This window comes from Thiovibrio sp. JS02 (genome assembly GCF_053485635.1).
Map to the genome: position 1 here is coordinate 2,762,167 of NZ_CM130715.1, position 18,487 is coordinate 2,780,653.

Below are 18,487 nucleotides of genomic sequence, written 5' to 3' on the forward strand. Positions count from 1 at the left end.
TGCCCATGAGTCCATACCGCCCAAACATCCAGGATGTCCTTGCCTATGAAATCAAGAAGGAGATGGCCGACCGCTATTTCGGTTTTCGCAAACTCATCGAAGAGGACAAGATCGAGTTCGGCGAAAGGGCGCGCCAGTATTCCTTCATCCTGGAAAAACGCATCAGCTTCGACCTGATCCGCATCTACATCCTGCTGGAGAGCGAAACCCTCATCCATGCGTTTCTGAGCCTGGCCGGACTGCCTGCCGATCTTTTCTATGACCCCTACCTCACGGAATCGGACACCATCCGCACCCGGGTCTTCGCGGGCATCCATCTCCATGGCCTCACCCATGCCAGCCGCTTCAAGAATCTGCTCTTCGATTGCTATGACCGCCTGGAGGTCCATGTCGCCCAGTACCGGGAAAAATTTGCGGAACTCAAGGATTACCGGGAGGAAATCAACGAGGAGATCGAGGTGTTCCAGCGCAGGAACGACCTGGGCTCCATCATGGGCTTCCTGAAAACCCTGGGCGACAAAACCAGGGCGGCCGGCATGGAAGGGGGCATGGAACCCGGCATGGCGGCGCAGCTGGAAGCAAAGATGCGCATTGAACCGCAATTGCCGGTGGAACACTTTCTGCCCATCATCCCCCCCCTGCCCTCCCTGGACAGCATCCGGGGCGAACTGAAAAAACTTATCCAAACGGCATACCAGCATCACGGGGAGACCCTGCTGGAACTCTTTGCCCAGGCCGCGGCACGGGAGTCCCGGGAAGAGCGCTGAAGGCCGGGACGCCGCAAGGGGAACACACTTCAGGAGGGAACAACCATGGGGAACTTACAGGATGCGGCGTACGCTGGTTTCTGGATTCGGGTCTGGGCGAGCGTCATCGATTCATTTCTGCTTCTTCTTATCACCATCCCCCTGCTGCTGGCAGTATACGGGCCTGCCTATTTCGAAAGCGAGGCCCTGCTCAAGGGACCAATGGATTTCCTGATCAACTATCTCCTCCCCGCCGTCGCCATCATCGCCTTCTGGCGCTACCGGGCCGCCACCCCCGGCAAGATGGCGGTATCAGCCAAAATCGTCGATGCCGACACCGGCGGCGCCCCTTCCGTGCGCCAGCTCGTTATCCGCTATTTCGCCTACCTCATCTCCACGCTTCCCCTGGGCCTCGGCCTGCTCTGGGTGGCCTTCGACCCGCGGAAGCAGAGCTGGCACGACAAGCTGGCCCATACCGTGGTGATCCGCAACAAGAAAACAGGCTGAAAAACAAAAAGGGGATTTGCCAAACGGCAATCCCCTTTTCTTGTCTCAAGAAGTCGAAGCGCGTCAGCGCATCCCGCTACTTGCCAGCGCTCACCTCAGCACCCTCGATAATGACGGCGTAGCGGTAGCCTGCCCCGAAGTCGCGGTCCAGGGAAAGATTCCCCTTGATGGTGACCACCGCGCCGACCTCAGGCACCGAATCGGTGGTGACCACCAGATCATTGCTCCTGGCGGCCGCACTGCCGGTGCCGTCTTGCAGATGCAGCCAGTTCTTGCCCATAATGCCGCGGCTGACCTTGACCACCTTGGCCTGGACCGCCACCGGCTTGTTCGCCAGGCTCTCTCTCTTTTCAAAAATCTCGCCGATGGTATAGGCGTCAGGCCCCTCGGCCCTGCTCACCTTGATCGCCGCGGCTGGGGCTGAGGCCCCGGCCGGCGGCGGCGCTGACGCCGAGGCGCCGCCGGCGGATGCAAGCCCGGAGGAAAAGACAATGCTCTCGAAGGACCTGTTCAGGGTGGTGCTGTTAAAATTGCTCATCGTCACGCCCGGCTGGCAGGCGATTTCACTGCCCACGGCAATCTCGGTCTGGGGCAGGGCCACCCAGGTCTTGACGCCGCCCTTGTCCAACAGGGCATAGGTATAGCCGCCGCTGTTCATGGTTTCGATCACCTTGCCGGTTATCCCCTGCATGGATGGTCCGCCCGCCATGCCGCCCATCCCCGCTCCCCCGCCGCCCTGCGGAAAGGCGCCGGCCTGGAAAGGATCCCACAGGAGCAGTGAGGTGACGAGCATAAGACCGGTACGGCAATACTGCATTCTCTTGCGTGCATTCATCGGGAGATACCTCTTCGGATGTTTTGATGGGATTGCCAGGCGGCCGGCGACAGAACCGATTCCGCGAGGAGAACGTTTTGAATGTACGATATTTTCAAAGACTTTGCTCACAATAACTCAATTCACGTGGCTGGTGCGGCGACCTGGAGGAAAACAGCCGGGTTTGCAACGAAACCGGATACCAGAAGTCACGTTCCGACCATCCCGTCCTTCACCATCCAGAATCACCCGTTCCGACATCGGGCATTTAGGTTGGGCCCACCACCAGCCGCAAGATCCTGAAACGGGCAGCGGACGAGGTCTGGCCGTGGCGGAAGGGTGCCTTTGTCACCTGGCGGACCGACGAGGAGATCCCGTGGGCTTCAACGACATTTATGCCGTACCCGTCTGGCGGTTTCTGCTGGAGATGCCACAAAGTTGATGCAGGAGCTGACGGGTTTGCAGTAAAACCGGATATCTGGCATCGAGCCGCAACAACTTCGAATCCGGTATTCGGACGCCGGTTCGGTTCCAAAACGGGAATCGAATTGATCCCGTGGTTAACGGGAAGCCCCAAAGGTGTCTCAGAACATGTTATCAGGATGTTTCCGAGGGGAGTTCCGGTTCCGCTTCCCCCTCGCTGCTGGGGTTGGGCAAACGACTGGCCATTACTTTATCGATTCGATTTCCGTCAAGGTCGACCACTTCCAAACGCCAACCCTGCCATTCGGTAACATCCCCGGTGCGCGGGACTTTACCGATCAGCCACATCATCATGCCACTGAGCGTATGGTAGCGCCCCTTCTCTTCCTCGGGAACCGCCTTCAGGTCAAGCCGATCTTTAAGTTCCGGGATCGGAATCAGTCCGTCCAGCAGCCAGGAACCGTCCTGCCGCTGCACGGCCCAGACATCTTCCGGATCGCGCGGCCTGAATTCCCCGGCCAGCGCCTCCAGCAGATCCTGCAGGGTGACCAGGCCGAGGATTTCACCATACTCGTCGACGACGAAGACCATCTGCACTCCGGACTCGCGGAACTGCTCCAGGAGTTTCATCCCGGTCAGCGATTCGGGCACGTAGACCGCAGGGAGCAGATATTCGCTGATCTTTTCGGGAGGCTCCCCCTTGAGCCGTTGCTTGAGCAGCCGTTTGGCCGAGATGATCCCCAGCACCTCATGCATGCCGCCCCGGCAGACCGGGAAGCGCGAGTGGTCCGAGGCAACGAGTCTCTCCAGGCTCTCCGCAAGCGGCTGTTCGACGTCAAGGCAGACAATCTCGCTGCGCGGCGTCATCAGCGAGGCGATCTGCCGATCATCGAGACGAAATACATTACGCACCATTTCATGTTCATGCTTTTCAATAACACCCGACTGGGAACCTTCCATCAGCATGGCATGGATGTCCTCTTCCGTGAGGTTGGCGCTGCTCAGCTCCTTTTTTCCCAGCAGCCGCAAAATGCCATCAGTCGAAATCGAGAGCAGATAAACGAACGGGCGGGACAGCTGCGCCAGCAACGCGACCGGCCCGGCCATCAGCCGCGCGATCCCTTCGGCATTGAACTGAGCAATCCGCTTGGGCACCAGTTCGCCAATCACAATGGAAAAATAGGTGATGCTCACCACCACAATGGCGGTTGCGCCGGCAGAGCTGCTTTTTTGGTCAACACCCAGCCCTTGAAGCAGCCCGGCAAGGGGGCCGGCAAGCGCCGCCTCGCCGACAATACCGTTGAGGATGCCGATGGCGGTGATCCCTATTTGCACCGTGGAAAGAAACTGGGTCGGTTCCTCGCCAAGACGCATGGCAATAGCGGCCGAGCGGTCACCGTCTTCAGCCAGCCGCTGCAAGCGGCTCTTACGAGCGGTGACCAAGGCTATCTCCGACATGGCAAAAACGCCGTTAAGCAAAATCAGTGCGATAAGTATGGCAATATCCAAGAAAATCTCCTTCAGTAAATACCAAGTGTCATGATGAAACTCACTGCAAGTTCGAACCGCTACGGTCATGCCATGATTTGCAAACCGTTGAAGTCACGCTATGCTGGACTGCCGAAAACCGTGCTGATCAGGTAGGCCGTATAACCCGCGTAACAGGCCAGCAGTACCGTGCCCTCCATGCGGTTGATACGCCCCGGCCCCCGGAACCCGTAACCGATGACAAACAGCGACAGGGTCAGCGCGGCCATCACCAGCATGTCGCGGCTGAAGACCTCCGGCCCCACCGCCAGCGGGTGAATCGTACCGGCGATCCCCACCACCGCCAGGGTGTTGAACAGGTTGGAGCCCAGGATATTACCGAGAGCGATATCGTGTTCGCCCTTCCTGGCTGCAATGATTGATGAGGCCAGTTCCGGCAGCGAGGTGCCGACCGCGACGATGGTCAGACCGATGATCAGATCGCTGACCCCGAACCCATGAGCGATCTCCACCGCGCCCCAGACCAGGATGCGGGAGCTGACAATCAAAAGCGCCAGCCCCACCACCAGCCAGAAGACCGCACGGCGGATGGGCATGGCGCGAACGTCCAGTTCCTGCTCCATCTCGCTTCCCAGCGCATCCTCTTTTTTCCGCAGTCCCTGCCAGATGGTCCAGGCCATCAGGCCGCCGAACACAGTCAGAAGCACGATGGCATCGAGACGGGTAATCTCGCCATCCCAGAGTTGCCAGGCCGCCAGCCCAGTGACCAAGGTCAGGATGGGCAGTTCCTTGCGCAGCACCTGCGAATGTACGGCGATGGGGCTGATCAGGGCCGTCACCCCCAGGATCAGGGCGATGTTGGTAATGTTGGAGCCGTAGGCGTTCCCCAGCGCGATGCCCGGGTTGCCCTGCGAAGCGGCCAGTGCCGACACCACCATTTCCGGTGCGGACGTACCGAACCCGACAATCACCATGCCGATCAAGAGCGGCGGCATGCCGAAATGACGGGCGGTGGAGGCCGATCCCTCCACAAAACGATCTGCGCTCCAAACGAGGAGCACCAAACCAAAAATTACAGCGATAAAGGCAAGGGTCATACAGTTCCTGTTCTCATATACGGGCCGGGCTATCCGGATTTGTCTAAATTTCATCCCAAGTGAGCCGTAAACCTACTTGGTCGGTTACTTGGTCGGTACTTGATCGGTGAGCCGGGGCATGTCGCAAGCCGTGTCGCGAGTTTGTCGCAAGTCCACCCCCCAAGTTACCCCTCAAGTCAGCCCCCAAGTGGCCGTTTTATTCTTCCTCCGGTTTTTCCTCTCCGGCGGATTCGATCTGCTTTACCATTCGGTCGAAATCGCTTTCAAATAACCGGTCCTGAACGATGCGGTATTTTTCGTATTCGCTTTCGGCATGGGTTTTGGCCAGCTCGGCAGATACCTTTCCCGCGTCCTGCAGAATCTCCCGGTCCCAGAGTTTCAGGAAGCCCGCTAACCGTTTTTCCCAGTCTTCCATGGTCATGGGGATTTTGCGCATGGCCTGAAGCTCGGCCATATCGAGGTAGGCGGAGACGATGCGCTGCATCTGGGCCAGTTCGAACTCGGACAGATAGTTCTTGGCGATGGCGACATCGTATCGATGGATTTTCCCATGGGGTGCGCCTTCCCAATGGGTCAGGCCCATGTTTTCCTTGCGGTGATCGGCGCGGTCTACAATCACCTCCGCCGCTGTCTGACCGTGGATGGCGTAGTGCATCTTATTCTGCACGGCGGCGAAAAACCGCTTGGTGGCCGTTGCGGTCGGGTCGTAATCGAGCGCGGTGGCGTAGATGTCGGTGATCTTCTGGTAGAACTTGCGCTCGGAAAGCCGGATCTCCCGGATTTTTTCCAGTTGGCGCTCAAAGAACTCATCGGTCAGGTTACCGCCGCGTTTGAGGCGTTCCACATCCATGGTCCAGCCCTGGATGGTGTAGTCCTTGACGATCTGGTTGGCCCATTTGCGGAACTGCACCGCCCGCTCGTTTTCGATCTTGAAACCGACGGCGATGATGGCCTGAAGGTTGTAGTGCTTGACCCGATAGTTCTTACCGTCGGCGGCAGTTGTTAAGTACTGCTTAATAACTGCCTTTTCTTCGAGCTCGTTGTCAGCAAAAATGCGCTTCAGGTGCTGGTTGATGGCGGGCACCGAGACGTAGTAGAGGGTCGCCATCATCTTCTGGGTCAGCCAGATATTTTCGTCCTCGTAGCGCATTTCCACGCTGGCTTCAGAACCGCCTCCAGCCGCTACAAAGGTCAAATATTCGGCGGCAGAAGAACGAACGAGGGAAATCTCCTTTTTTCCGCGACCCTTTGAGTTTTTGCCCTTGTTCATCCCTGGGTACCTCTTCTTTGCGCGCGAATCGCCTGAGTCACGCGGTTGGTGATGGTGAAGTTCGGGTTAAAGCTCATATCGTCCTTCGCTACTCTCTACGACGCCATGCTGGCGTAGTAGGGTGACGGCACCGTTGGGTACGCCCGGAACACATGCACGAAAACCGCCTCTGTTTTGTCCCGCACGTCCTCCTCTGAATAGGTTTCCGGCAACCCGGTTTGCTCGCTCCAGAGATAGTCCTGAATCGTCAGTCGGACCGCGTCCCGGGTGGATTCCTTGTCGCGCCAGTGATTGATTCGTAGTTTTTCCGCCTTGAGGGTTTCGAGCAGGTCAATGGCGACCGCCTTGATGCGCTTGATGTCACCGGACGTCAGGTCCGGCTTTCGCAGCAGGTCGAATACGGCGAGACTTTCCTCATCGAGCCCTTCGCGCACGGCGCGGCTCTCCTCATCGTCCATCTCATCCATGATCTGCAGAAGCGCTTCAAAGGTCTTCTCGATGGTCACCCGATCCTTCTCGCGGTTGTACTCGGCGACGATCTCCTCGTAATGCCTTTGGAAATCGGTCCGCAAGGGATTCTGCCGGAGCAGCCGCTGCAGGCGTTGTTCGATGGCGGTTTTCAGATTCTGCACGGTGGTGCGCTTGGCCGGGCTGCGTTCGAACTCCCGGCGCAACCGGTCGAAATCAATCTTGCTGATATCGTATGGTGGCGACTCTTCAGCAACAGCCGGTTGAGTTTGTGTTTCAATCGCCTCATCGACGACCTGATGCAGTTGACGGATGATGTCGGTGATATCCGCCTGTTCACGGTCCTGTTGCAGGCTTTTATAGACGATGTTGATCGCGTCGAAGTCGCCCCGGCAAGCATTGACGCCTTCGATGGTGATGCAGGCCTTGAACTTCGAGAACACCGCCCGGCACATCACTTCAAAGCGTTTGCGCGTCTCGTCGTTTTCGTTCGCCGCCTCCTTGGCGGCGAGAATCGCCGCATTTCGGGCAAAACCGGTCTGCCCGATAATTCCATCCAGAGACGCACTCCGCTCGGCGAGAAAGGACCGGACAAAGGCAATCGCCTCACAAAGATCGGCCAGCAGTTCCTCATCGGGCTTGGCCGGTTCGGTCTCGCCCCCATCGCCACCGCGACCGTCATCGCCGGTTCCGGCAAAGGTCGCCAGCGCCTTGCGCAGGTTTTTCAGGATGCCGCAGTAATCGACGATCATCCCGTTGTTCTTGCCCTCGTTGATCCGGTTCGCCCGGGCAATGGCCTGCATCAGCGTGTGTGCCTTGAGCGGCTTGTCCAGGTACAGGGTGGAGAGGCTGGGAACGTCAAAACCGGTCAGCCACATGGCACAGACGATGGCGACGCGAAACGGGTGCTCCTCGGCCTTGAACGCATCGTCCAGCGACAGCCGCTGCATGTTCTGGAACTGCGGCTGTTGACCCATCGCCTCGGGCAGGTCGATGCCTTCCTTGATCAGGCGACGGTGCGGGGTGATGTCCAGCTCCCATTTGCGGAACTTCTCGACCTCGCCCTGTTCCTCGCTGACCACCACCGCCATCTGCGTCTGGCGCATCCACTCGATCTGACGTCGCCGGTACTGTTCGTCCTGCTCATCGGTGGCCTGGGGCAACTGCGCTTCTAACTCGCCGATTCTCTCGTTCCAGTAGAACTCGACCAGCTTGTGCATGCGGACGCAGGTAATCTTATCAATACAGACCAGCATCGCCTTGCCGGTTTCCCAGCCCAAAGAGTAGTGCTGCACAAAATCGCGGGCCACCTGATCAAGGCGTTTCCCGGCCGTGATGATGTGATAATCGCGCTTGAGCTCCTGCTCCAGGCGCTGTTCCACATCGATATTGCCCGTCTCCAGCTCTTCCAGCTTTTCGGCGATCCGCTCGTTCAGATCGCCGACCGCCACGCCGAGCTTGTCGCCACGCGCGTCGTAATAGAGCGGCACCGTGGCCTTGTCCTCGACGGCCCGCTGGAAATCGTAGGTGGAGACGTAATCACCGAACACCCGCCGGGTGATCTCGTCGTCCTTAAAGAGCGGCGTGCCGGTAAAGCCGATATAGCTGGCGTTCGGCAGGGCATTGCGCATGTTGAGCGCCAGGGTGCCGTACTGGGTGCGGTGGGCCTCGTCGGTGATGACGATGAGGTCGTCGCGCCGGGAGTAGGCCTCACCTTCGACCACGGTCTGATTGAATTTCTGGATCAGCGAAAAGACATGCGACTTGTGCTGGGCCAGTAACTGGGCGAGATGCTCGCCGCTCGCTGCCCGGCACGGGTCGCGGTCGTTGTCCACCACGCCGCATCCGGCAAAGGTCTTGTATATCTGCGTGTCCAGGTCGTCGCGGTCGGTGAGGATCAGAAAGGTGAAGTTGCCGCCCAGCTTGCGATGCACCTTGCGGGTAAAGAGCACCATGGAATAGCTCTTGCCCGAACCCTGGGTATGCCAGAACACCCCCAGCTTGCCGCTCCTGAGCTTCCTGTCGCGGACCGCCGCGATGGCCCGGTTGACCCCCAGGAACTGGTGGTTGCGGGCCAGGATTTTTCGAGGGTTCCCGGCCGCGTCGTCGAAAACAATGAAGTTCTCCACCAGATCGAGGAAATTGGCTTTGGCGCACACACCTTTGAGCAGCGTCTCCATGGCCACGACGCCAGGCTGATTCTCGGCCAACCGTTTCCACTCGTGGAAATGTTCGAATCGGCTGGTGAGCGAGCCGAGCTTGGCATCCACTCCGTTGGCCAGCACCACCATGGCGTTGTGATGAAAGAGGTGCGGGACGGTGTCCTTGTAGTCCAGAAAGTTCTGCTCATAGGCGGCGCGAATATCCTTGCTGACGTTCTTCAGCTCCATGAACAGCAGCGGCAGGCCGTTGACGAAGCCAACGATGTCCGCCCGGCGGCGGTACAGATCGCCGCGCACCCACAGCTCCCGCACGCAGAGGAAATGATTGTTCTCGGGAACATCAAAGTCGAACACCCGCAACCGCTGGCGCACCCGTTCGCCCTTGGCATTGCGAAAGGTAACCTGCACCCCGTCCTTGATCAGCTCGTACTTCTCGCGGTTGGTGGCAGCCATGGTCTGTGAAGCGGAGACCGTGACGATCTGGCGGAGGGCGTCTTCATAGGCCGTGGCAGGCAACCCGGAATTCAGTTCCTCGATCTTGGCTCGCAGGGTGCGGGTCAACACCACCTCACGGTCCGATTCCCGGCCCAGCAGGCTATCCGGCCCGAAATCCTCGTTGTTGTAGGCGTACACCGACTGCCAGCCGAGCTCCTGCTCCAGGTATTCGGCGGTGGTCTGCTGGACGAGGGTGTCTTCGGTGTAGGGGGCGGGCGTCATTCCATTACCTCCCAGTGGCCTTCCTTCCTTCCTCCGACCCGTCGCAACAATCCATCCCTTTGCAGATTCTGAATGTTCCGCTGTACGGAGCGCTCGGTAATGCCGATCAATTGAGCCAGCTCGGGAATGGTGACAGAAGGCTTTTCCCGACAGGCTTCAAGGATCTTTCCCGACGCTTTCCCGACGCTTTCCCGACGCTTTCCCGACGCCGCATCGGTTTTGGGTGAACTTTTCGGTGCACCTTCAGATGCGATGTTCACCAATTCCAGCTCTTCCACCGGCTTGCGATGAACCGTAGCGGTGAACAGGCAGCCGTCGTGGTTATCAAAAAAGTCGATGGCCGCCCACTTTTCCAGCGCCCGCTTGATGCCCGAACCCAGGCCGTGGTAGGGCAGCAGCCCCTTGGCCACGTAGGAAACCAGGATCGGGTTGCGGATGTTGGAGTTTCCGGCCCGAATCTTCTCAACCGTCAGATTGTTGGGCAAATGGCCGGGGCTGATGATCTCGATACGGTTGTCAAAGATAAAAAGGCGGATCGGGGCGCTGACCAGATAATCACGGTGCACCAGGGCATTGACCAGAAGCTCCTCGAAAACCGCCTCGGGGATCTCCGGCAGGCCCGGCGCGTTCACCCCGCGCCCGGCTTGTATCTTTTGCAGGTTGCGCATGACAAAAGCCAGCGCCCCCTCGAAGAGCTTGGGCAGCGGCCCGGAAAAGTCCTCGGTATCAAGATAATCGGTGGCGTGAATCTTGTTGCCAGGGTAGCGGATCGCCTTGACCACGAACTGCGGCACGATCCACTCCGGCTGCTCGGCGAACAGCAGCACCCCGGCCAGATTCAGCCTGCCGTCGTCGGTGGCAAGGTTCATGTTCTGCAGCAGCCTGGTCAGCTCATCGGGGGAGTCGGGATATTCCTGTTTGTAGACATCCCGCAGAAAATCGCGAAAGCGCAGCTTGTCCAGCTTGTCGATCCCCGCCTTGGTGGGCAGTTCGTCGGCATGGAACTGGTTGGTGAACTGGAACAGGCGGCGCAGTTCCTCCTTGGAGTTCACCCGCCGCTTGTCGGCCCCGGCCTTGAGCCAGATCACCCCGTTCTTGTCGAAATAGGGCTTGTCGATCCCTTTGGGCACAGTCAGCACGATGACAATGCGGCCGTTTTCCAGGGCCACGTTCTCGGTCTGCACCGCCAGCGGGCTGCGCACCAGTTGGCTGGCGGCATTGCTGATGAGCTGATTGATGCGGGCCACTTCCTGCCCCGAAAGCCCCGGCATGGAGCCATCATCCGCCACGCCGATAAAGATGGCGCCGCCATTGGTGTTGGCGAAAGCCGCCATTTCCGATGCCAGGGAATCGGCATTCTTCACATCCGCCTTGAACTGGCGAGTGGAGTCTTCGCCGAGGGCGATTTGGGCAAGGAGGTCTTTTGCGCTCATGTCGCTCATGCGTTGCCTCCCTTTTTCCGAGGGGCCTTCAGCTTTTTGATGTCCTCTTCCAGCTCCTTGAGGCTCTCTTCATGCTGGATGCGCCGCTGCGATTCCCGGAACTTGTCATACTCCAGGGCGGCTTTTTCCTGGGCCATCTGGTGGCTGATTTTGCCCGCATGGGTGAGCAGCTCCCGGCCATTGAGCTGAATAATGGCATCCAGCCGCTGAATCCAGTCTGTCATGTGCATGGGAATTCTCTGCTGGGCCATGGTTTCAGCGAAGGCCAGGTATTGTTCCACCAGCAGCCCGAGCAGCTTCATTTCGTCCTCGGCAAGGTAGTTCTTGGCGATGCTCACGTCGCTTTTGCGCACCGCCACCTCACCTTTCTTGTCGAACGACTGCATCCCCATCAGGGGCAGCGCGGCGTCCGCCCGGCGATACACCAGTTCCGCCGCCGTTTGGCGGCTGATGGCCCAGAGGAGTTTGTTCTGGACCACCTTGAAAAATTCGATGGTCTTTTCGTCCCTGGGGTCGTAGTCGATGCTGGTGGTATAGATATCCTTGATTTTCTGATAAAAGAAGCGCTCAGAGATCCGAATTTCGCGGATGCGTTCCTGCAGCTCCGTAAAATAGGCCATCGAGTTGCCCGTTTTGAAGCGCTCGTCGTTCAGGGCAAAGCCCTTGACGATGTACTCCTTCAACCGCTGGGTGGCCCAGATGCGAAACTGAGTGCCCTGGTGGGACTTGACCCGGTAGCCAACGGAGATGATCACGTCCAGGTTGTAGTAATTAGGGGCTTTTTGCTGAAATTCGGAAATTCCGAATTTCTTCATCACATCCGCTTCAACCAGCTCGCCTTCGGCGAAAATGTTTTTGATATGCTCATTGATGGTTGACTTGGCTTTGCCGAACAGCCTGGCCATGTGGTCCTGGGTCAGCCATACCGTCTCATCCTCCAGCCGGACATCGATTTTGATTTTGCCGTCGGCGGCCTGGTAAATAAGAATTTCCGAATTATTCATGCCGCTGGATGTCCGGAAGTCCGATCTCGCCCAGGCCAATGTACTTGACCGGTGATCCCAGGTCATAATCGACCTTGGTAAAGACGGTTTCACTCATAACTACCTTCCCCTAATCTATAAGCTTACGACTCTTTCCTGTGTCATTACTAATGATTCGCAACGGCACTCCGATGCTCTTTGCTACATTACGAGCATGCGCCTCTTCTGCTTCTTGGAAGTTTGAAAGGAATGACTCTGTCCATAATCTTCCATCGCGGGCTTCCAAACGGGCCGCAATTTCATCCGGCTTCCCTTTGATAAGGATAAGTTGATTCGGCTTCATTGCCCTAAACACCTCAACGTCGATAGGCTTAATATCCCCTTGGCCATTAACTAACGTATAGTGGCCATCGAGTAACAAGCGTCCATTCTTTGACTTGGCTTTATCAAGTGCCGTCAGGAGCAATAACTGGTTCTCCTCAACATGATTAACACGCTTGTTGTGGTCAGTTTCCCCACCATACGCTGAAATGAGAGAACTAGCTGTCACGCATTCGTATCCCAACGCATCAAATGTATCGCTACAGATTGTGCTTTTACCGACGCCGTGAATACCTCCCACAAAAACCATATGGGAACCAACCGTCGCCGATTTTGAACGATTTTTCAAAATCAACCCAATATCGTCGTCATTAAGATACGAGAATGACTGTGGCGGGGTCTTGACACCTGCAAGCGATGACAAACCCATTGGAGAGACCAATTCATAAACACGCCCGAGAGAAAGTGCACATGCCTGGCGTTGTCCGGCGAAATATTTTCGATAAAAACTGCGCGATATCCCGGAACCAAAGCCCGTTACATTCCATACTTTTGTGGGTGATCCAACGATGCGCCCAACGACTTCCGCAACCGCGACGATCTTCATTATGGGAGCTGTGGAATACAACACCAAATAGGATACATCTTGCGACGGCATCACCTTCCGATATTCAAATATTTTTCTACCACCTAGGATGTTGGCGACATGCTTAGGATGGATAGAAATCAACGCCGCCTTGCTCATCAATTTATACTCCTGATAAAACACTTTTCATATTGATCATGCGTTATTTTTCGCATGCTTTGTATTGGGCCTTTAATACCAGCTCTTTCCAGCACAACATGACTGATGGGAGGAAATGTGCGTAATAACCGAAAAAGGATGATCAGCGTTTCCCGCTGAAGCTGAACATCGATCTCTTTCCTCGAATAGACTGTGCGTTTGGAAACCAATGGGAGCACTTTGCCGACATCTCGCCCACGGTATGTTTGCTCAACTACACCCACACACTCGACACTCCTTCGGTCATGGGTCCTATAAAAAAGGAGTAGACTCCCCGGCCTGACGCCCCTGGTATTTGCATGACTCAGGTATGCTTTTTTGATTGTATTTGCCTGGGGGCCATACATCCTTGGATCATTAGCGAAAAGGCCTCTAGCATTATCACTGATGTCGGCAAAGAGATCGTTGTGATACCGAGGCTTTATCGGGACAATGTACTTTTCAACTCCATGCCCATCGATATAATGCGGGTAGTATTCAACGGCATAATCCAGGGGGCTGACTTCTGCTTCCGGTTTTTTCGGCGGATGCATCTTCTTGAGGTAAACATCATCCCGTCCCTTATATTTCCCAGCGAATTGAAAACCAAAATCTTCGCACAATGAAACCAGCATCGCTTGTTCCTTGCCGAATGTATGCAGGTAAACGTAAGGGATGTCTTGTTCCACGGCATACTTAAAGGCGGTGAATAGAAGCCTTTCGCCCAGCTTCCTCCCTCTGACTGTCTGGCCTATTTTGAATGTACACAGCTTTAGCGCATCACCGTCCAAAGGTGAACCGGTGTCAACGACACAAGGGGTATTCTCCTTTTTATAGATGCAAATGGCCTTAACGGTATCGTCCTCACTGATACACCAAGCCTTCCGTTGAACCTTTGCCGACCGCAGATACCAATCGTTAAATCCCTCGTAACCTTCTCTCAAGGAATCGAAAAAAGCCTGATGCACGCTAAATTCATGGAGGTATCTTTCCTGAATCCCGAATGGCGGTGGAGCTTCATTCTCGACCTGGGATTCCAAGAAAGCGAGGAACTGTTCGAGATAGTGAACCTGCTCCTGGACTTGAGCCTGCCGCGCCTTCCGATGGATTCCCTTGTCGTTTGTAACCAGAAAGTGCGCTGCACCTCGACAGAGCGCATGGAGCAACAGATTGTCTATCCGGTCATTATCACTCTCTTGCTTCCAGCCGTATTCCTGTAACTCGCCGTCAGAGAGCTGGGGCGGGGCGGGAATGGTTTGATATTGCTTTAGTCTGGAGAGGACTATTTCCCTTCTGCCATCATCCCTGTCCCGGTTGATGTCCTCCCGTTGGGCCGGATGGATGTACAAGGCGTGACCATTGGCATCCGCGAGTCGACACATTTGAGCCAGTGAAGGATCAAGCAGCCGGGCTGTATCCTCCAAAGGAATTAATATGTTTGTGTCGATAAGGATATTCATCGCTTGGCACTAAACTGCCACCTCCCCGTTTATCAGTTTTGGCAGCAGGAGGTCGCGGGCTTTCGCCAGTGCATTTATCTCTTTTTCAAGGACTTGAATCATTCTAAAAGCTGGCTCTATCCTTTCATGGAAGAATTTAAGCACGCTCTGAGCGGGCAAAAGAATCTCCGCCCTTTCGAAGTCGTCCGGTCTTACCGCTGGGTAACTTGCACCCGTTGTGTGATTTACCAAATGGCCTACGAATTCGTCTGTGGTTACAAACAAATAAAGATAAGAAAAAGGAATAATCATAGGTGACAGAATCGTGAAGCCGGTTGAAAACACATCATTTTCATCTGGCTCAAGGACGAGAGCATATGCTCGTAAATTTGGGCGGACATTCGACCAAATAATGTCCCCATCGGCACCTTTGCGACGTGCCCGGCCCGGAGCCTCTGAAGATAGCATTTTGTTCTTCGAAAGTATTCTCCCCTGCTTCACCGATGAGATGTCTATGTAATTGACCTCATTGGGTAGATTGTTTGCCCTGTAGCTTTCGGCGTTTGTATCTGCAACATCCCCCAACTTTTTCTTCTCCCACCCCTCCGGCACGCCGTCGATGATTTGGGAGTGTTCGTGGCCGGGGAAGCGGAGGTGGACGAACCATTCCTTGTAGAGCAGCCGCGCCGCCTGCTCCAGCAACTGAATCCGCCGCCGGTTGTTCTCGATCAGGTCGTCGTAGGTGGAGAGGATGAAGGCGATGCGTTCTTGCTGTGCTAATGGAGGATAGGGAATCTCGACTGCTTCAATTTGAGAGCCACTCATGTTTGGCTGAGCGGCACCGCCACCCAAGCCATAGAAAATCGTGCGGTAGCGTTCAGTGCTGATAGCGGACCAAAAAAAATCAGGGTTTATCGAGATAGGGCACAACTTCGCAACTCGCTGATTTAAGAGCAGAGCTTGATCTTCAGCACAGCGTATCCTTCCAACTTTACCGGCCGTAGCTCCTGTCATGGCGATAAGGATGTCACCGTTTCGCAGGAAGTATTTCTTGTGCCTGTTTTCAATCAGATCTTCAGGCAGGCATTGAGCGGACTCAATATCCACGGAACGGTTCTCCGTGATGTTTCCAATTTTGATCACGGGGGTGCCAACGTCACCCAAATCTTTGCTCTTGAAAGCGAAGCCGGGCACAACTTCACAAACATCGCCGATTGTTTTCCTCGGCCAGCTCATACCCCGAGCTCCTCGAAATTCTTCTTGATCGTCGCGGCCAGTTGCACCGCCTCGGCGTTCAGATCCTCCAGCTCCACATGGATGTCGCGCAGGGCCTCCTCGAAATCAAAATCCTCATCCTCTTCTTCCGGCGCGACGCCGACATAACGGCCGGGGGTGAGGCTCCAGTCGTTGGCCTCGATCTCGGCCCGGTCCACCAGCTTGACCAGCCCTTCCACATCACAGAGTTCGGCTTCGGGGAAGCGTTCGGTGAGCCAGTGGGCCTGTTTCCAGAAGTAGCGCACCTGCTTGAGCTGTTCCACGGCCAGGGCGCGTACTTCATCGGCGGCCTTGCGGGCGCGGGTGATGTCACGAGCGGCCCAGGCGTCGCTGTCGCGGGCATCGCATTCGTTTTCGCAGGTTTCGATCAGGCGGCAGGCGAGCTTGTAAAGCAGGTCGGTCTGCTTGACCAGATCACGGCTGGTCTCGGCCAGGGTGGCGAGGCGGTCCACAGCTTTCTTCAATTCGCCGTTGGACGTCTTCTGTGTTCCCCAGGCCGCCTGCTGTTTGCTGACGGTCTTCTGGAAGGCTTCCACATCCGCCTTGAACAGCGGGATGGCGTCATCCAGTTCCTTGAGCGGTTCGGCGTGGGGCGCGTCCTTGGCCAGGGTCTTGAGGAAGGGTTCGATACTGCTGCGCAGGGTGGCCAGCGCACCGATGAAATCGGGCAGCGGCTCGACCGTTTTGCCCTCGTCATCTTCCATCGTGAAGCAGGCCGCGCCTTCGGCCAGCATCCGCTGGCAGTAGCCCGCCACGAGGTCGAGATAGCGCCCGGTCTCGCCCCGGTAGAGCCAGACGATGGCCAGCAGGTTCTGCTCCTGCTCGGGGGAAAAGTCGAAAATCTTGCGCGTCACCTTGCGGTAGACGTTACGGGCGTCGATCATCAGCACCTTGTCGCGGTGTGCTTCCGGCTTGGCGCGGTTGAGGAACCAGAGCTCGCAGGGGACGGTGCGGGTGTAGAAGAAGTTGGAGCGGATGGCGACCATGACATCCACGTCGCCGGTCTCCACCAGCTTCTGGCGCACCTTGGCTTCATCCCGCCCGGCGCTGGAGGCCTGGGAGGACATGACGAACCCAGCCCGGCCCTGTTCATTGAGGTAGCTGTAAAAATAGCTGATCCAGACGTAGTTGCCGTTGCTGACCTTGCCCTTCTTGTTGACGCCGGGCAGGCCAAAGGGGAGGCGCGGGTCGTTCTTGACCTTGTCGGCATCGATCTCGTCCACGTTGAAGGGGGGATTGGCCATGACGAAATCGGACTTGCGCAGCAGCTCGTGTGGGTCTTCGTAGTAGGTAATCGATTTCTGGATGTCTCCTTCGAGGCCGTGCACCGCCAGGTTCATCTTGGCCAGGCGGATGGTGGTGGCGTTCTTTTCCAAGCCATAGAAGGTGAGCTTTTCGGTGGGGTTTTCGTGCCGCCGCTCGACCACTCTGGCGCTCTGCACGAACATGCCGCCCGAGCCGCAGGCCGGGTCGAGCACTGTGCCGCCCGCGGGTTCGATGACGTTGGCAATCAGCGAGACCAGCGAAACCGGGGTGAAGAACTCGCCGCCGTCGTGGGCCTTCTGGTCGGCGAACTGGGTCAGGAAATATTCGTAGATGCGGCCGAAGACATCGCCGGAGACCCGCTTGAGCTCCTCGGGGTTGAGGGTGCGCAGCAGCTGGCCTAGCACCGCGTTGTCAAGTTCCTGATATTCGCTCTTGGGCAGCACGCCGCGCAGGTTCTCGTAGTCGGCCTCGATGGACTCCATGGCGTCGATGATCGCCTTGGCGCGGTCGGCGCTGTCGGGCAGGGCCACCAGGGTGTCGAACTGGGCCTTGGGCTGCAGAAAGATGGCGCTCTTCTGCGAGAAATCCTCCTTGGTCAGCGGCCGGGTCTTGCCGCCCCGTGTCGGCAGGCCCGCCTCGATGGCATCCTTGACGCCGAGAAAACGGCTGTAGGCATGGCGCAGGAAGACCAGGCCCATGACCGGCAGGAAGTATTCATTGCTGGCGTAGTTGGAATTAGCCCGCAGGGTGTCGGCCGCGCTCCAGAGCCGCTTTTCAATGGCTTCGATATGTTCAAGCTGGGCCATGCTTAGGCGTCCTTCCCAAAATATGTTTTATGCAGGGCCTTGCCCTTGTCCCCCAGGCTGCGCAGCAGGCTCTCGATCTTCTCCAGCGCCAGCGGCGACGGCTTGGCGCGGTCGTTCTCCCAGCGGTTGATCGTGGGGAAGGTCACCCCGAGCTTGGCGGCGAACTTTTCCTGAGTCAGACCGGTAAGTTCCCGAAGCTCACGGACCAGCCTAGCCATGCTGTGTTGCTCGTCCAATGGATTTCTCCTTGCTGAATCTTCTGATGTACTGGCGCACCATTCATAACGCCCGATTTATCACTTGATATATCATCCAATGGGCCGCAAATGTCAAGCGCGACCTTGAAATCCTTGCGGAAATCCCCCTGCGATACGGCAATTTGAAATTCCCGCCGACACATCTGGCGACCACCCGGTAAGTAAGCCCCATGGATATCAGTGAGCACAAAAAAAATCACCCGACGCCCGACACTTTGATTCACACCATCCCTGGTGCTCACC

The 18,487-nt window shown here is 56.9% G+C and carries 14 protein-coding genes; 2 read left to right on the forward strand and 12 right to left on the reverse strand.

Translation table 11 applies throughout. The features are described 5' to 3' along the window. Nucleotides 1–5 precede the first annotated feature (5 nt). Both ACUUL3_RS12700 and ACUUL3_RS12705 read left to right on the forward strand, forming a co-directional pair. On the forward strand, nt 6–767 hold the full coding sequence (locus tag ACUUL3_RS12700) for a hypothetical protein (protein ID WP_448551916.1): 762 nt from the start codon (nt 6–8) through the stop codon (nt 765–767). 45 nt (nt 768–812) lie between these two features. After that, complete coding sequence (locus ACUUL3_RS12705; protein ID WP_448551918.1) at nt 813–1,253, forward strand: RDD family protein; 441 nt, start codon at nt 813–815, stop codon at nt 1,251–1,253. Nucleotides 1,254–1,329: 76 nt separating this feature from the next. Here ACUUL3_RS12705 and ACUUL3_RS12710 read toward each other — a convergent pair whose 3' ends face one another. The 12 genes from ACUUL3_RS12710 to ACUUL3_RS12765 form a co-directional block, all read right to left on the reverse strand. Then, nucleotides 1,330–2,088: a DNA-binding protein gene (locus ACUUL3_RS12710; protein ID WP_448551920.1), complete on the reverse strand. Its 759-nt coding sequence runs from the start codon at nt 2,086–2,088 to the stop codon at nt 1,330–1,332. A gap of 576 nt (nt 2,089–2,664) precedes the next feature. Continuing rightward, nucleotides 2,665–3,999: a hemolysin family protein gene (locus ACUUL3_RS12715; RefSeq protein ID WP_448551922.1), complete on the reverse strand. Its 1,335-nt coding sequence runs from the start codon at nt 3,997–3,999 to the stop codon at nt 2,665–2,667. Between the two features lie 98 nt (nt 4,000–4,097). Further along, nucleotides 4,098–5,075: a calcium/sodium antiporter gene (locus ACUUL3_RS12720; RefSeq protein WP_448556488.1), complete on the reverse strand. Its 978-nt coding sequence runs from the start codon at nt 5,073–5,075 to the stop codon at nt 4,098–4,100. A 196-nt stretch (nt 5,076–5,271) separates the two neighbouring features. Continuing rightward, the gene (locus tag ACUUL3_RS12725) at nt 5,272–6,345 is read right to left on the reverse strand and encodes a virulence RhuM family protein (protein ID WP_448551924.1); all 1,074 of its coding nucleotides are present in this window, start codon (nt 6,343–6,345) and stop codon (nt 5,272–5,274) included. A gap of 95 nt (nt 6,346–6,440) precedes the next feature. After that, nucleotides 6,441–9,692 carry a type I restriction endonuclease subunit R gene (locus ACUUL3_RS12730; protein WP_448551926.1) on the reverse strand — a complete coding sequence of 1,084 codons (3,252 nt, stop codon included), beginning with the start codon at nt 9,690–9,692 and terminating at the stop codon, nt 6,441–6,443. Beyond that, nucleotides 9,689–11,134: an RNA-binding domain-containing protein gene (locus ACUUL3_RS12735; protein ID WP_448551928.1), complete on the reverse strand. Its 1,446-nt coding sequence runs from the start codon at nt 11,132–11,134 to the stop codon at nt 9,689–9,691. The genes ACUUL3_RS12730 and ACUUL3_RS12735 overlap by 4 nt, the downstream gene beginning before the upstream one ends. Then, nucleotides 11,131–12,138: a RhuM family protein gene (gene rhuM / locus ACUUL3_RS12740; protein WP_448551930.1), complete on the reverse strand. Its 1,008-nt coding sequence runs from the start codon at nt 12,136–12,138 to the stop codon at nt 11,131–11,133. Before rhuM ends, ACUUL3_RS12735 begins: the two co-directional genes overlap by 4 nt. Nucleotides 12,139–12,247: 109 nt before the next feature. After that, nucleotides 12,248–13,183 (reverse strand): AAA family ATPase, encoded by a 936-nt coding sequence (locus tag ACUUL3_RS12745; protein ID WP_448551932.1) that lies wholly within the window; start codon nt 13,181–13,183, stop codon nt 12,248–12,250. Beyond that, nucleotides 13,183–14,661, reverse strand: a complete 1,479-nt coding sequence (locus ACUUL3_RS12750) for a GNAT family N-acetyltransferase (RefSeq protein WP_448551934.1) — start codon at nt 14,659–14,661, stop codon at nt 13,183–13,185. The genes ACUUL3_RS12745 and ACUUL3_RS12750 overlap by 1 nt, the downstream gene beginning before the upstream one ends. A gap of 9 nt (nt 14,662–14,670) precedes the next feature. Further along, on the reverse strand, nt 14,671–15,876 hold the full coding sequence (locus ACUUL3_RS12755; protein WP_448551936.1) for a restriction endonuclease subunit S: 1,206 nt from the start codon (nt 15,874–15,876) through the stop codon (nt 14,671–14,673). Beyond that, the gene (locus ACUUL3_RS12760; RefSeq protein ID WP_448551938.1) at nt 15,873–17,987 is read right to left on the reverse strand and encodes an N-6 DNA methylase; all 2,115 of its coding nucleotides are present in this window, start codon (nt 17,985–17,987) and stop codon (nt 15,873–15,875) included. The genes ACUUL3_RS12755 and ACUUL3_RS12760 overlap by 4 nt, the downstream gene beginning before the upstream one ends. A 2-nt stretch (nt 17,988–17,989) precedes the next feature. Further along, on the reverse strand, nt 17,990–18,223 hold the full coding sequence (locus tag ACUUL3_RS12765) for a helix-turn-helix domain-containing protein (RefSeq protein ID WP_448551940.1): 234 nt from the start codon (nt 18,221–18,223) through the stop codon (nt 17,990–17,992). Between the last annotated feature and the right edge of the window lie 264 nt (nt 18,224–18,487).